Source organism: Enterococcus sp. E5-37, assembly GCF_035726925.1.
In the GTDB taxonomy this organism is placed as follows: Bacteria; Bacillota; Bacilli; order Lactobacillales; family Enterococcaceae; genus Enterococcus_B; species Enterococcus_B faecium.
This window is the reverse complement of sequence record NZ_JAPMLG010000003.1, coordinates 245,362-258,913: the sequence shown is the minus strand read 5'-3', so window position 1 is coordinate 258,913 and position 13,552 is coordinate 245,362. Positions and strand designations below refer to the sequence as shown.

At 39.0% G+C, this 13,552-nt stretch carries 11 protein-coding genes and 1 other annotated feature; of the genes, 3 read left to right on the top strand and 8 right to left on the bottom strand.

Translation table 11 applies throughout. The annotated features are described in order from the left end of the window. Positions 1–713: 713 nt before the first annotated feature. From OS138_RS04110 to serS, 3 genes are all read left to right on the top strand, one after another. A complete protein-coding gene (locus OS138_RS04110) occupies positions 714–1,403 on the top strand; it encodes a response regulator transcription factor (RefSeq protein WP_002295268.1) in 690 nt (229 codons plus the stop codon). After that, complete coding sequence (locus OS138_RS04105) at positions 1,390–2,598, top strand: sensor histidine kinase (RefSeq protein WP_002295267.1); 1,209 nt, start codon at positions 1,390–1,392, stop codon at positions 2,596–2,598. The genes OS138_RS04110 and OS138_RS04105 overlap by 14 nt, the downstream gene beginning before the upstream one ends. A gap of 38 nt (positions 2,599–2,636) precedes the next feature. Further along, positions 2,637–2,842 (top strand) — a binding site (T-box leader). Between the two features lie 49 nt (positions 2,843–2,891). Further along, entirely contained in the window at positions 2,892–4,163 is a 1,272-nt protein-coding gene (gene serS, locus OS138_RS04100; protein WP_002307286.1) for a serine--tRNA ligase, read from the top strand. 669 nt (positions 4,164–4,832) lie between these two features. Here serS and guaB read toward each other — a convergent pair. From guaB to mnmG, 8 genes are all read right to left on the bottom strand, one after another. Beyond that, the gene (gene guaB / locus OS138_RS04095; RefSeq protein ID WP_002295264.1) at positions 4,833–6,317 is read right to left on the bottom strand and encodes an IMP dehydrogenase; all 1,485 of its coding nucleotides are present in this window, start codon (positions 6,315–6,317) and stop codon (positions 4,833–4,835) included. A 626-nt stretch (positions 6,318–6,943) separates the two neighbouring features. Next, on the bottom strand, positions 6,944–7,639 hold the full coding sequence (locus tag OS138_RS04090) for a DUF1129 domain-containing protein (RefSeq protein WP_002299780.1): 696 nt from the start codon (positions 7,637–7,639) through the stop codon (positions 6,944–6,946). A gap of 89 nt (positions 7,640–7,728) precedes the next feature. Next, positions 7,729–8,829: a redox-regulated ATPase YchF gene (gene ychF / locus OS138_RS04085; protein ID WP_002293105.1), complete on the bottom strand. Its 1,101-nt coding sequence runs from the start codon at positions 8,827–8,829 to the stop codon at positions 7,729–7,731. An 8-nt stretch (positions 8,830–8,837) separates the two neighbouring features. Next, positions 8,838–9,029, bottom strand: coding sequence for a DUF951 domain-containing protein (locus tag OS138_RS04080; RefSeq protein WP_002293106.1), 192 nt, complete (start codon positions 9,027–9,029; stop codon positions 8,838–8,840). A gap of 20 nt (positions 9,030–9,049) precedes the next feature. Further along, positions 9,050–9,940, bottom strand: coding sequence for a ParB/RepB/Spo0J family partition protein (locus OS138_RS04075; RefSeq protein WP_002325155.1), 891 nt, complete (start codon positions 9,938–9,940; stop codon positions 9,050–9,052). Continuing rightward, positions 9,927–10,694 carry a ParA family protein gene (locus OS138_RS04070; protein ID WP_002288805.1) on the bottom strand — a complete coding sequence of 256 codons (768 nt, stop codon included), beginning with the start codon at positions 10,692–10,694 and terminating at the stop codon, positions 9,927–9,929. Before OS138_RS04070 ends, OS138_RS04075 begins: the two co-directional genes overlap by 14 nt. Before the next feature lie 11 nt (positions 10,695–10,705). After that, positions 10,706–11,419, bottom strand: a complete 714-nt coding sequence (gene rsmG, locus OS138_RS04065; protein ID WP_002288804.1) for a 16S rRNA (guanine(527)-N(7))-methyltransferase RsmG — start codon at positions 11,417–11,419, stop codon at positions 10,706–10,708. 231 nt (positions 11,420–11,650) lie between these two features. After that, on the bottom strand, positions 11,651–13,552 hold the full coding sequence (gene mnmG / locus OS138_RS04060; RefSeq protein WP_325069752.1) for a tRNA uridine-5-carboxymethylaminomethyl(34) synthesis enzyme MnmG: 1,902 nt from the start codon (positions 13,550–13,552) through the stop codon (positions 11,651–11,653).

The following is a 13,552-nucleotide window of genomic DNA, read 5'->3' as shown; positions in this document are numbered from 1 at the left end:
TCAATTTGTTTGCTAGCATATTGCTTGCTTGTTAAAAATGTTTGTTGTCTTGAATTGAATCAAGACGCCCTACACATTTGGTTTGTCTTACTTTGTTCAGTTTTCAAAGGTCTACTTCATCGAGAGTGTTTCCCGATTCATTTTTGGCTGCCGTAGCAACTTTTATATCATATCAGAGAGGCAAACGATTGTCAACTCTTTTTTAAAAGTTTTTTTCGATTTCGTTTTTCGAAATCTTTCAGCAACTCATTTATCATAACTTATCGTTTGTTATTTGTCAAGAACTTTTTTGAAGTTTTTTTCGATAGAATCAAGCTTCACAAGTGGTTCTTTTTTAACGACTCAGTTATCTTATCATGTCATTTCCAACATGTCAACAACTTATTTTTTATTATTTAATAAGTTATTGGTGTTCTTTTGAACAAATAATAATATATCAACATCACATGTGAAAGTCAATAAGAAAATGCTTATTTATCAACATTTCTAGCTTACATGATCATTGGTTAGTTCTGGTCCTTTTTCGTTCGTCTTTATAACTCCGAGAGACGTAAAATCCTTTTGTTTTCAGTTTAATGTTCATGTTCTTGTCTTATTCACACCAACTAGATGTCTCACCTTCTAAAATTTTCCTTAATAAAGTGCTGCTTTTATCTATTTCTGCTTTTTTTTGCTAGAATAATAGTAACAATATGACTCTGGAGGATTTATTTATGAAAATTTTGATTGCTGACGATGATAAAGAAATCGTTGAATTATTAAGTATCTATGTTCACAATGAGGGGTATGAAGCAGTAAAGGCTTATGACGGGAAGGAAGCATTATCTAAGATTAGAACAATTCCCGATATTGAATTACTTATCTTGGATATCATGATGCCTGAGATGGATGGGATGCAAGTAGTGAAAGAGCTGCGAAAAGAATCTCAAATACCAATCATTATGCTGACAGCAAAAACTACTGATATGGATAAGATCAAAGGACTGGTAGCTGGTGCAGATGATTATGTGACCAAGCCATTTAATCCGTTAGAAGTAATGGCTAGAGTAAAGTCTCTATTACGGCGTACAAAAATGCAGATTGCCCCAGATCAGCCTGATGTATTAGAAGTAAATGCACTGATCATTAATAAAGATTCTCATGAAGTTAAAACAATTGATGGGAAGGAGATCCAATTAACTGCTTTGGAATTCGGTATCCTCTACTTGCTTGCTAGTCATCCTAATCGAGTATTTAGCGCGGATGAAATTTTTGAGCGTGTTTGGAAACAAGAAAGTATTGTCTCTGCTAAAACTGTCATGGTTCACGTTAGTCATTTAAGAGATAAGATTGAAGAAGCAACTGGTGGTGAAAAAGTCATTCAAACCGTTTGGGGAGTGGGCTATAAAATTGACGCAAGATAGTAAACGAGCAACTGAAAAACGCCGTCGGATCAATTTGACTTCAAAAGAAATCAGCGAATTGTTAGCGGAAGGAATCATCACGATTATCCTTTTGCTTCTATTAAATGTTTCTATTCTGGTTGTTATCAGTTCGGTGATCAACAGTTCACCTTCTTTGACGAATGCGATTTGGGATTCAAAGAATATTTTTGCAGAACGATTGAACACTGATTTGTTCTGGAACGGCCGGAATTTTATTATTCCCTTTTTCTTTCTATTAGATATTGGTGTTTTGTATTGGCGCTTGATTCGAAGATATCGCCAAATGCAATTGCGGCATATCATCAGCGAACTTCACTACATCGCAAACGGAAATTATGATCATCGTATCCCTTTTGAACTGAGTGGTGACTTAAGCCGAGTGGTAACAAGTATCAATGGATTGGTGGATAGTACCGTAGCAGCGATTGAAGACGAACGTAAAATCGAAAAATCAAAAGATGAATTGATCACGAATGTCAGTCATGATATCCGTACCCCACTCACGTCCATCATTGGATACCTAGGACTGATAGAAGATGGCCAGTATCACTCAGAAGAAGATCTTTTAAAGTATACGCATACTGCTTATATCAAAGCAAAGCAGATGAAATCTTTAGTGGACGACTTATTTGAATATACTAAGGTACGCCAGCCTGCTGTCCCGGTGAATTTTTCTGCCTTTGACATGATCCAGTTGATCGAACAGTTAGCAGCTGATTTTGAGTTGGAAGCTTCTAAAAAAAATATCCAAATACTTGTTCAATCAAAAGTAGACTCCCTTATCATGGATGGCGATACCGAAAAACTTGTACGTGTCTTCAATAATCTTTTGACGAATGCGTTGAAATACGGAAAAGGAGCAACGAAGATCGTAATCGAAGTAGAACGTATCGGTTCAGAAGTTGTTGCAACAGTCAAAAATAATGGAGCAATGATCCCACAACAGGCAATCGATAATCTATTCGACCGTTTTTATCGTGTAGAAGAATCTCGTTCACAAGCAACTGGAGGAACTGGACTTGGTTTAGCAATCGCTCAAAGCATTGTGGCTTTGCACGGCGGATATATTTATGCAAAATCAGATAAGCAATGGACTTCTTTCATCATGCACCTTCCAATCAAGAAAAATGAAAAATTACCTATTGATACACAGGAAGTTATTGACGAAAGCTGAAATATTCGCTATTCTTATTACAATTATTAGAATAAATGAAAAACACAGAACCCAGTACACTTTATTCTTTTTCAGAGAGCTGATGGCAGGTGTAAATCAGCAAAGGATAATTTGGAAGTTCCAGTTCGTTTACGTGCCCTTTCGAAATAAGAAAGGTCGGTTCAACAGCCGTTATGTGTTCAACAAGTGCAGCTGACGCTGAACTTGGGTGGTACCGCGAATTTCAGACTGATTCGTCCCAAGAATAATGGGATGGATCAGTCTTTTTTTATTTTCAAAAAGGAGGAAATCATATGTTAGATGTAAAAATGATGCGACAAAATATTGAAGAAGTACAAGAAAAATTGATGACTCGGGGCGTAAAAAAAGAAACATTAGCTGAATTCATGGAACTAGATGAAAATCGTCGTAAGCTACTAGTCAAAAGTGAAGAATTAAAAAAATATCGAAATGATGTTTCTGCTGAGATCGCCCAATTGAAGCGTGCAAAAGAAGATGCTTCTGCTAAAATCGCTGAAATGAAAGAAGTCGGTGGCAACATCAAAGCATTGGATACTGAAATTGCTGAAGTGGATGAAAAGTTGAAACAAATTGCAACTACTTTGCCAAACCTTCCCCATGATTCTGTGCCAGTTGGAACAGATGAAGAGGACAATGTAGAAATCCGTCGTTGGAGCGAACCACGTACATTTGCTTTTGAACCAAAACCACACTGGGAAATTGCAGAAAATCTTGATATTTTAGATTTTGAACGTGGCGCAAAAGTAGCCGGTAGCCGTTTTGTCTATTACAAAGGATTAGGTGCTCGATTAGAACGTGCAGTCTACAACTTCATGCTTGATCAGCATATTTACGAACACGGCTATACTGAAATGATCACTCCTTATATCGTCAACAGTAAAGCGATGTTTGGTACGGGACAATTTCCAAAATTCAAAGAAGATGTTTTCCAATTGGAGAATACTGATCTAACGTTAATCCCAACAGCTGAAGTACCATTAACTAACTATTATAATGATGAAATTTTAGATGGTGCAGATTTACCTATTTATTTCACTGCACTAAGCCCTGCTTTTCGTTCTGAAGCCGGAAGTGCTGGTCGGGATACACGAGGACTGATTCGTCTTCACCAATTCAATAAAGTAGAAATGGTCAAATTTTCGGATGCAGAGCATTCTTACGAAGAATTGGAAAAAATGACAGCTGATGCAGAAGATATCTTGAAAAAATTGCATTTGCCTTATCGTGTGATGGCCTTATCAACTGGAGACATGGGCTTTTCTGCAGCTAAAACTTATGACTTAGAAGTATGGATACCTGCACAAGATACTTATCGTGAAATCAGTTCTTGTTCTAACTGTGAAGATTTCCAAGCACGCCGCGCAATGATCCGTTATCGCGATAATGATGGAAAAATCCACTATGCTCATACTCTGAATGGTTCAGGACTTGCAGTTGGCCGTACAGTAGCTGCCATTTTGGAAAACTACCAAAATGAAGATGGTTCTGTCACAGTTCCAGAAGCGCTCGTTCCTTATATGGGTAATCTAAAAGTTATTAAATAAAGAGGTTGTGAAAAATCCGCTTAGTTTCGAGTATTAAGAAAAATTTTGTGAAAATGGCTTTCCACATTTTTGCATAAATTGGACTTAATACCGAGAAACTGGCTTTTGAACACCACTTATCGAGAGGTTGTGAAATCAGCGTCCTGGCCTGAGTATTAGAGAAAAAAATGGAAAAATAGTCCCTCATATTTTACCGTTTGTTGAGCTAATACCGAGGGTCAGCTGATTGAACACCGTTTATCAGAGGTTGTGAAATCAGCGAATTAACCTGAGTATTAGAGAAAAAAATGGAAAAATAGCTCCTCATATTTTGCCGTTTTTTGAGCTAATACCGAGGGTCAGCTGATTGAACACTGTTTAGTGGAGAGGTCGTAAGCCTACCCCCCAGCTCCGAGTTACAAGGAACAAATTCAAAAAACAGCTCTTCATATTTTATGAATGTTGTACTTGTGATTCGGAGGTGGCAAGGGAACACTGTTTATTCAAAAAGAGGCTGGGACAGAAGCGTTTAACTCCAAGAAATAAGAATAAATTCACGAAAATTGCTTTTCAAATTTTTGTGAATTTATTCTTATTTCCGAAGGAGTTGCTTCTGCTTCCGCCGTTTATACGTGTTTAGAGCGTGAGACAAAAGTGTTCTTTACTTTTGTCCCACGCTCTTTAATGTTTTTAAGATTCAACTGAATAGTTTGGTGCTTCTTTTGTGATTTGTACATCATGAGGGTGTGATTCTTTTAATCCACTGCCGCTCATTTGGATAAATTGCGCTTCATCACGTAATTGCTGTAGATTCGCTGCCCCAACATAACCCATTCCTGAACGCAAACCGCCGATCATTTGGAAAATAATATCTGCAACACTTCCTTTATAAGCAACCCGACCTTCGATTCCTTCTGGTACTAATTTATTTGCTTCATTGACACTACCTTGGAAGTAACGGTCTTTTGAACCTTTTTCCATCGCGCCTAATGAGCCCATACCTCGGTATGTTTTGAATCGACGTCCTTGGAAGATTTCGAATTCACCTGGTGATTCATCTGTCCCTGCCAACATACTTCCTAGCATCACTGCATGTCCGCCGGCAGCTAATGCTTTGACGATGTCACCAGAATACTTGATCCCTCCGTCTGCAATAATCGCTTTGCCATATTGACGAGCAACTGATGCTGCATCATAAATAGCTGTGAGCTGAGGTACACCTACACCGGCTACCACACGTGTCGTACAAATCGATCCTGGTCCGATACCAACTTTTACGACATCTACACCTGCATCATATAAAGCTTTTGTCGCTTCAGCCGTCGCAACGTTTCCTGCAATCAATGTTGCATCTGCAAAAGTTGAACGGATTTCTTGAATTTTTCGGATCACACCTGCACTATGTCCATGAGCTGTATCGATGATGATTGCATCTGCCCCTGCTTCTAATAAAGCATTCGCACGCTCAAATGTATCGCTTGTTACACCAACGGCTGCTGCTACAAGCAAACGACCATGTTCATCTTTTGCTGCATTTGGAAATTCGATCACTTTCTCGATGTCTTTGATCGTGATCAATCCGCTTAAACGACCTTCGTTATCTACGATTGGTAATTTTTCAATTTTATGTTTTTGCAAAATCTTTTCTGCATCTTTTAGAGAGGTACCTACTGGGGCAGTCACTAAGTTGTCTTTTGTCATCACATCAGCAATCGGCATGTGATAATCTGTTACAAAACGCATGTCGCGGTTTGTAATTATCCCTACCAATTTTCTGTTTTCAAGTGTTTCAACGATTGGCACACCACTGATACGATATTTGCTCATCAATTCTTCTGCGTCTGCTACAAGATGCTGTGGCGTTAAGAAGAACGGATCAATGATTACGCCACTTTCAGAACGTTTGACTTTTCTTACTTCATCCGCTTGCTGGCTGATCGTCATGTTTTTATGGATCACACCTAGTCCGCCTTGTCTTGCCATAGCAATGGCCATCTTGCTGTCGGTAACAGTATCCATACTTGCACTGATGATTGGAATATTCAACTTAATATTTTTAGCTAATTGTACGCTCATATCCACTTCGTTTGGTAACACGTGACTTTCTGCTGGTATCAATAAGACATCATCAAAAGTAAATCCTTTTTTCGTGAACTTTGTTTCCCAGTTGGACATTTTTAGTACCACTCCTCTAATTTAGTTTATCTATTAAAATAATTGATTTTTTCATTTAAGTCAATGATCTACTTGGAATCAAGTTAGCTTTCTCATAGAATACCAATATAAAGCGTTTACATCTGTGTGTATTAAAAGAGATTGTAAAAAAGCTGCCCTGCATCAAGTAATAAGAACAGCCAATCAAAAACAGCTTCTCATGTTTTTGAATTGGTTGGGTTTATTACCGCAGATGCAAACTTTTGAACACCGTTTAAGGAAGAGGTTGTGAAATCAGCGTTTTGACCTGAGTATTAGAGAAAAAAACGGAAAAATAGTTCCTCATGTTTTGCCGTTTGTTGAGCTAATGCCGAGGGTCAGCTGATTGAACACCGTTTAGTGGAGAGGCTGTGAAAAAGCTGCTTAGTTTCGAGTAGTAAGAAAAATTTTGTGAAAATGGCTTTCCACATTTTTGCATAAATTGGACTTAATACCGAGAAACTGGCTTTTGAACACCGTTTATCGTAAAAAAGGACTGTGACAAGACTTTTGTCACAGCCCCTTACTATTATTTAACTATGGATAAACAAAATGAGGTTCTTTACTACCCCTCGATATTTAGCAAAATAGCTGATCTTTTTGCTAGTTTATCTTCTTGGGACGGATAAACTTCCAATAATCCCGTATTTTTTCTTCAAGTAGTAACGGATTGCTAAAGCAGCTGCCCCGATAATGATAACTACTACTGGATCTAATACTGGATTGATAACTGGCGGCAATAGTGTTGTCGCAGAAAACAGTACGACCCAAAGAAGTGTCGTTCCACCTAGGATAAGCAATGTCTTACCCATTCCTGGTTTCTTGCTTCGATCTGCTCCGGGATATTCATATTGATAGATGTATTTGTACATCATATAAAAGACCCAGCCACCGATTGCAGAACCTAGAACGAGTGTAGAAAAGCCATAAGCTGGCGTTGTTCCACGTGAAAACAATCCGGTAATCGCAATCATGATACTTAATAGACCAAGCAACAGCAACGTATTATCTAACCACATCAATAAAGGGGTGGATGAATTTTTTACTTCTGCTGGCTTATTGATGATTGCTTCCGTTCTTTCAGAGACTGTCCCAAACAATTGACGGGCTGTTCTTCCGCCTTTTTGTTCTGCAACTAAAGTAGGCAGAATGTCATGAAGGGCTTTTACTTTTTCTTCTTCAGACAAATTCGCTGCTTCTAAAGATTTTTTCAAATCAAAAATGTACTGTTGATTTCTTTTGGTTAATTTTGTTTCTAAACTATTGTTTTCTTTTACGATTGCTCGTAATTGTTCTGGTTCCATTATCTAATAGTCCTCCTTAGCCGTTCCTTTTCTCAACGGTCGTCACAAAAGACATTCTACCATATTCTACAGCTAGTTTGATAGCCCTTTTACACATTAAAGCGGAATAACATTACGTCGCCGTCTTGTACGACATAATCTTTTCCTTCTAATCGAACACGTCCAGCTTCTTTTGCTGCATGCATGTTTCCGTAATGATCCAAGTCTTCAAAAGAGACAGTTTCTGCACGGATAAATCCGCGTTCGAAATCTGAATGGATGATTCCTGCTGCTTGTGGTGCTTTGATTCCTTTTTTGAATGTCCAAGCACGTACTTCTTGTTCTCCAGCAGTAAAGTAAGTAGCTAAGCCTAATAAATCGTAAGCAGCACGGATCAACTGATCCAAACCTGATTCTTCGATTCCTAAAGCTTCTAAAAATTCCGCTTTGTCTTCTTCGTCTAATTCTGCGATTTCTTCTTCTGCACGAGCACTGACCACGATCACTTCTGCATTTTCTTCTGCAGCAAAGTTGCGCACTTCTTGTACATAATGATTCGCGTCTGCATCTGCTACGTCATCTTCTGAGACATTGGCTACATAAAGAATTGGTTTTGTCGTCAATAAAAATAGTGATTTAACGATTTTTTGTTCTTCTTCAGTAAATTCGATCGTTCGGGCAGATTTTCCTTCTTCCAGTACAGGTTTGATTTTATCCAGTACAGCTAGTTCTGCCACTGCATCTTTATCTTTGGTTTTAGCAACTTTTGCTACACGAGTATAGCGTTTGTTGATAGATTCTAAGTCTGCTAACACTAGTTCCAAGTTGATCGTATCAATATCTTCTAGTGGATCAACACGTCCTTCTACGTGAGTAATATTATCATCATCAAAACAGCGAACAACGTGACAAATAGCGTCTACTTGGCGGATATGGCTTAAGAATTGATTTCCCAAACCTTCTCCTTTACTTGCGCCTTTTACGATTCCAGCAATATCTGTAAATTCAAAAGTCGTTGGAACAGTTTTTTTCGGATGTACAAGTTCTGTTAAGCGTTGCAAACGCCAGTCAGGTACTTCTACCATCCCTACGTTAGGGTCGATCGTCGCAAAGGGATAGTTTGCTGCTTCTGCTCCTGCTTTTGTGATCGCATTAAACAAAGTTGATTTTCCTACGTTGGGCAACCCAACAATTCCAGCAGTCAATGCCATAAATTTATTCACTCTTTCTCTGCATTTTTTTCAATTACTTTTTTTAATTTCTTTTCAAAATCTCGACGGGTCATCATGACGATATGTCCGCAATTCATACATCTGATTTTGATATCTGCGCCCATTCGAATGACTTCCCAGCGATTCGTCTGGCAAGCGTGAGGTTTTTTCATTTCAACGATATCGTGCAAGTCGTACATAAAAATAGCCTCCTTTTTGTTTATTCTTCATCAAATTGAATATCCAATATATCAAGAATCCTTGTCAAATCTTTTTGAGAAAGATATTCAATCTCGATCTTACCTTTCCCATTTTTTTCTTGGATAGCTACACTTGTACCAAATTTATCCATCAAACGATCTTCGCTTTCTCGGATATAATATGGTTTTTCCTTTGCTAGCCTTGGGATTTTTTTCTTTTCTTTTCCATCATTTTGATTTAACTCAGAAACAAGCTGTTCCAGTTGGCGGACAGTTAAATTTTCAGTTACTGCACGATTGGCTAATTTCAAAATCAATGTTTTATTTTTTAAACCTAACAGCGTACGGGCTTGTCCCATAGATAAACGCTGATCTTGTACCATTTCCTTGACAAGATCCGGTAAAGAAAGCAAGCGCAAATAATTGGCGATATAAGGTCTGCTCTTTCCTAAACGACTAGCTACTTCTGCTTGTGTTAGTTTCAGGTTTTTCATCAGCATCTCATATGCTTCTGCTTCTTCTAACGGATTCAGATCTTCTCGCTGCAAGTTTTCCAGCACTGCTACTTGCATCATCGCTTCTTCGTCAAAGTCTCTAACGATAGCAGGGATCGTTTCTTTTTCAGCTAGTTTGGACGCTCGAAAACGTCGCTCCCCTGCAATAATCTCATATCCTTTTACTGCGGAACGGCGTACGATGATGGGTTGAAAGACGCCTGATTGTTCAATAGAATTTGCTAGTTCCTGCAAAGATACTTCTTCAAATGTTTTACGGGGCTGATACGGATTTGGTCGCAGCTCATTCAATGGTAGCTGGACAACGGTATCATCTTTTACATCCACCGTCTCTAAGTTTTCTAAATCTTGAAACAGTGCATCGATTCCTCGGCCTAATCCTTTACTTTTCTTCACGACTTACCACTTCCTTTGCCAATGCTTGGTAGACTTCAGCTCCTCGAGAACGTGGATCGTAGTCGATGATCGGTTTTCCATGACTAGGTGCTTCTGACAAACGAATATTTCTTGGAATGATCGTTTCGTAAACTTTTTCGCGGAAGTATTTACGTACTTCTTCTACGACTTCATTTCCCAGATTTGTTCGTGCATCATACATTGTCAGTAAGACTCCCTCGATCTCTAATTCTGGATTAAAGTGTTTTTGAACTAAACGAACCGTATTCAGTAATTGGCTTAATCCTTCCAATGCGTAATACTCACACTGAACAGGTATCAAAATCGAATCACTTGCTGTAAATGAATTGATTGTCAGATGGCCAAGAGAAGGCGGGCAATCGATCAAAATATAATCATACTGACTGCTTACTTCTGCTAAAGATCCTTTTAATCTTGATTCTCTTGCCATCATTGACGTCAATTCGATCTCTGCTCCTGCTAATTGGAGAGTCGCAGGCACAATACTCAAATTTTCGTGTTCAGTGATCAAAGTTGCCTCATCAATTGGCAATTCATTGACTAGAACATCATAGATGTCTCTTGTCACATCAGGTTTTCTGATCCCGACACCACTGGTAGCATTTCCTTGTGCATCCATATCCACTAGCAATACTTTTTTGCCAAGGCTAGCAAGACAAGCACCTAGATTCACCGTCGTCGTTGTTTTGCCGACGCCACCTTTTTGGTTCGCAACAGATATTATTTGTGCCATCTCTTCTCCTCCTATTTGATTGGCTGCTTATTAGGCAGTCCGGGCTTTCTTGGGTATTTCTTTGGGGTTGGTTTCTTTTTTTGAATAACGATGATATGCCGTTGGTCAGAGACATTCGGCAAGGTAACCGCCTCTTCTTTGAGGAATTTACCACCTAATAAAGCAATCGCTTGTTTTGCTTCTGTCAATTCCTCTTCACTTTTTGCTGCTTTCAATGCATAAAAATAGCCTTCTTGTTTAGCCAAGGGCAAACACAATTCCGCTAACACATTCAAACGAGCAACCGCACGAGCAGTGACAAGGTCAAATGATGCACGAAAGTGAGGATTTTGCCCAAATGTTTCTGCCCGGTCATGATATAAGGAAGCATCGATTCCTAATAATCGGGTTAACTCAGATAAGAAGGTTATTCGTTTATTCAGAGAATCAACGATCGTTATCTGCAGTTCTGGAAAGGCAATTTTTAAAGGTATGCTAGGAAACCCTGCCCCCGAACCGACATCGCATAAAGATAAAGGCTGCGTAAAGTCTACTTCAAATGCTAATGTAAGTGAATCGTAAAAATGCTTCAGATATACGTCTTTTTCATCCGTAATAGCTGTAAGGTTCATCTTTTCGTTCCATTCGACTAATGTCCGATAATAAATAGCGAATTGATTCATTTGATGATCGGTAAGCTCTATCCCTTTTTCTGCCAAGGATTGGCGAAATTCTTCTGGTATCATAAATATTCCTTTCATTGTGAAACAGCAATTGTTTCACAGATTCTCTCCCTACTTTAACGCAAAATCTCTAGACATGCAATCCTTCCATATGGATTCTTAAAAATTTGAAAAGTAAGAAAAGCCTATAGACTTTTTCTTTCTAGTATGACTCATAAAATATACACAGAAGAGAGAACTAGCTTTGAGCAATTTCTGCAAAAACTAGTTCTCTCTTCTATTTATTATTACGTATTACGCTGGTTCACTGACTTTCGCAATCTTCCCTTGTTCGATATAGACCATTAGGATACTTAGGTCTGCAGGGTTTACGCCACTGATTCGGCTAGCTTGGGCAATTGTTTCTGGTTGGATTTTCTGCAATTTTTGTTTTGCTTCTGTTGCTAATCCGTTGATTGCTGCGTAGTCGATGTTTTCTGGAATCTTTTTCGCTTCCATGCGTTTTAATTTTTCTACTTTTTCCATGGCTTTTTTGATGTAGCCTTCATATTTGATTTGGATTTCTACTTGTTCGATTTCTTTTCGTGTCAATTCTTCATTTTCTGGAATAAACCGTAGAAGATCTGCATAAGTAATCTCAGGACGTCTTAAAAAGTCGCTTGCTAGTACACCATCTTTTAATGGTGCCGCATTAATCGTTGCTAAAAAGTCTTGGACTTCTTCTGTTGGTTTGATTCGTACATTCATCAAACGTATGATTTCTTGTTCAACTGCTTCTTTTTTCTTCAAATAATTCTTGTATTGATCTTCTTTTACTAAGCCTACACGGTGACCCATTTCTGTTAATCGCAAATCTGCATTATCATGACGTAAAAGCAGACGGTATTCAGCACGTGAAGTCAGCAAACGATAAGGTTCGTTCGTTCCTTTTGTTACCAAATCATCGATCATGACACCGATGTAACCGTCACTTCGTTTGATCACTAAAGGTTCTTTTCCCTGAACTTTCAAAGCTGCATTGATACCGGCAATCAGCCCTTGTCCAGCCGCTTCTTCATAACCGCTTGTACCATTTGTTTGTCCAGCTGTATAAAGATTTTCAACGACTTTAGTTTCTAATGTCGGACGGAGCTGGTGTGGCTCTACTACGTCATATTCGATAGCATATCCTGTACGCATCATTTCTACTTTTTCTAATCCAGCAATAGAATGAAGCATGTTGACTTGAACATCCTCTGGTAAAGAAGTAGATAAACCTTGAACATAGACTTCTTCCGTATTTAAGCCTTCTGGTTCCAAAAATAATTGATGACGTGGTTTGTCTGCAAAACGCACGATCTTATCTTCGATGGATGGGCAATAGCGAGCGCCTACCCCTTCAACGATCCCTGTAAACATTGGGGCACGATGTAAGTTGTCTCGAATAATTTGGTGAGTCGTCTCACCTGTATAGGTCAGCCAGCAAGATTCCTGATCTAGTTTATAGGCACTATCTGGTGTGCTGAAGCTAAAATGATTCGGCTCTTTGTCACCAGGCTGCTCTTCTGTAACAGAATAGTCGATCGTACTTGATTTTACTCGAGGCGGTGTTCCTGTTTTGAACCGTTCGATAGCAAAGCCAAGTTCTTTTAGATGATTCGCTAGTCCAATAGAAGGTTGAGAGTTATTCGGACCTGATGAATATTTCAATTCACCGATAATGATTTCTCCGCGAAGTGCTGTTCCGGCTGTAATAACAACTGCTTTGGCCCGGTAGCTCGCTCCTGTGGACGTCACTACTCCATGACAAACACCATCTTCGACGATCAGTTCTTCGACGATTCCTTGTCTTAGCGTCAAATTTGGTTCTTTTTCGATCGTATGTTTCATTTCTGTTGAATAAGCATGTTTGTCTGCTTGTGCTCGCAATGCTCGGACAGCTGGGCCTTTTCCTGTGTTCAACATACGCATTTGGATATAGGTTTTATCGATATTCTTACCCATTTCTCCGCCTAACGCATCGATTTCTCGAACGACAACGCCTTTAGCTGGTCCGCCTACAGAAGGATTACATGGCATGAATGCTACCATGTCCAAATTTATTGTCAGTAATAATGTTTTTGATCCCATACGTGCAGCAGCAAGTGCAGCTTCTGAACCGGCGTGTCCTGCGCCAACAACGATCACGTCATACGCATCTGCTTCATAATGTTCCAA

Coding starts and splice junctions, on each gene's coding strand:
- OS138_RS04110 (WP_002295268.1), top strand. CDS start 714: ATGAAAATTTTGATTGCTGACGATGATAAAGAAATCGTTGAATTATTA.
- serS (WP_002307286.1), top strand. CDS start 2,892: ATGTTAGATGTAAAAATGATGCGACAAAATATTGAAGAAGTACAAGAA.
- guaB (WP_002295264.1), bottom strand. CDS start 6,317: ATGTCCAACTGGGAAACAAAGTTCACGAAAAAAGGATTTACTTTTGAT.
- OS138_RS04090 (WP_002299780.1), bottom strand. CDS start 7,639: ATGGAACCAGAACAATTACGAGCAATCGTAAAAGAAAACAATAGTTTA.
- ychF (WP_002293105.1), bottom strand. CDS start 8,829: ATGGCATTGACTGCTGGAATTGTTGGGTTGCCCAACGTAGGAAAATCA.
- OS138_RS04080 (WP_002293106.1), bottom strand. CDS start 9,029: ATGTACGACTTGCACGATATCGTTGAAATGAAAAAACCTCACGCTTGC.
- OS138_RS04070 (WP_002288805.1), bottom strand. CDS start 10,694: ATGGCACAAATAATATCTGTTGCGAACCAAAAAGGTGGCGTCGGCAAA.
- rsmG (WP_002288804.1), bottom strand. CDS start 11,419: ATGATACCAGAAGAATTTCGCCAATCCTTGGCAGAAAAAGGGATAGAG.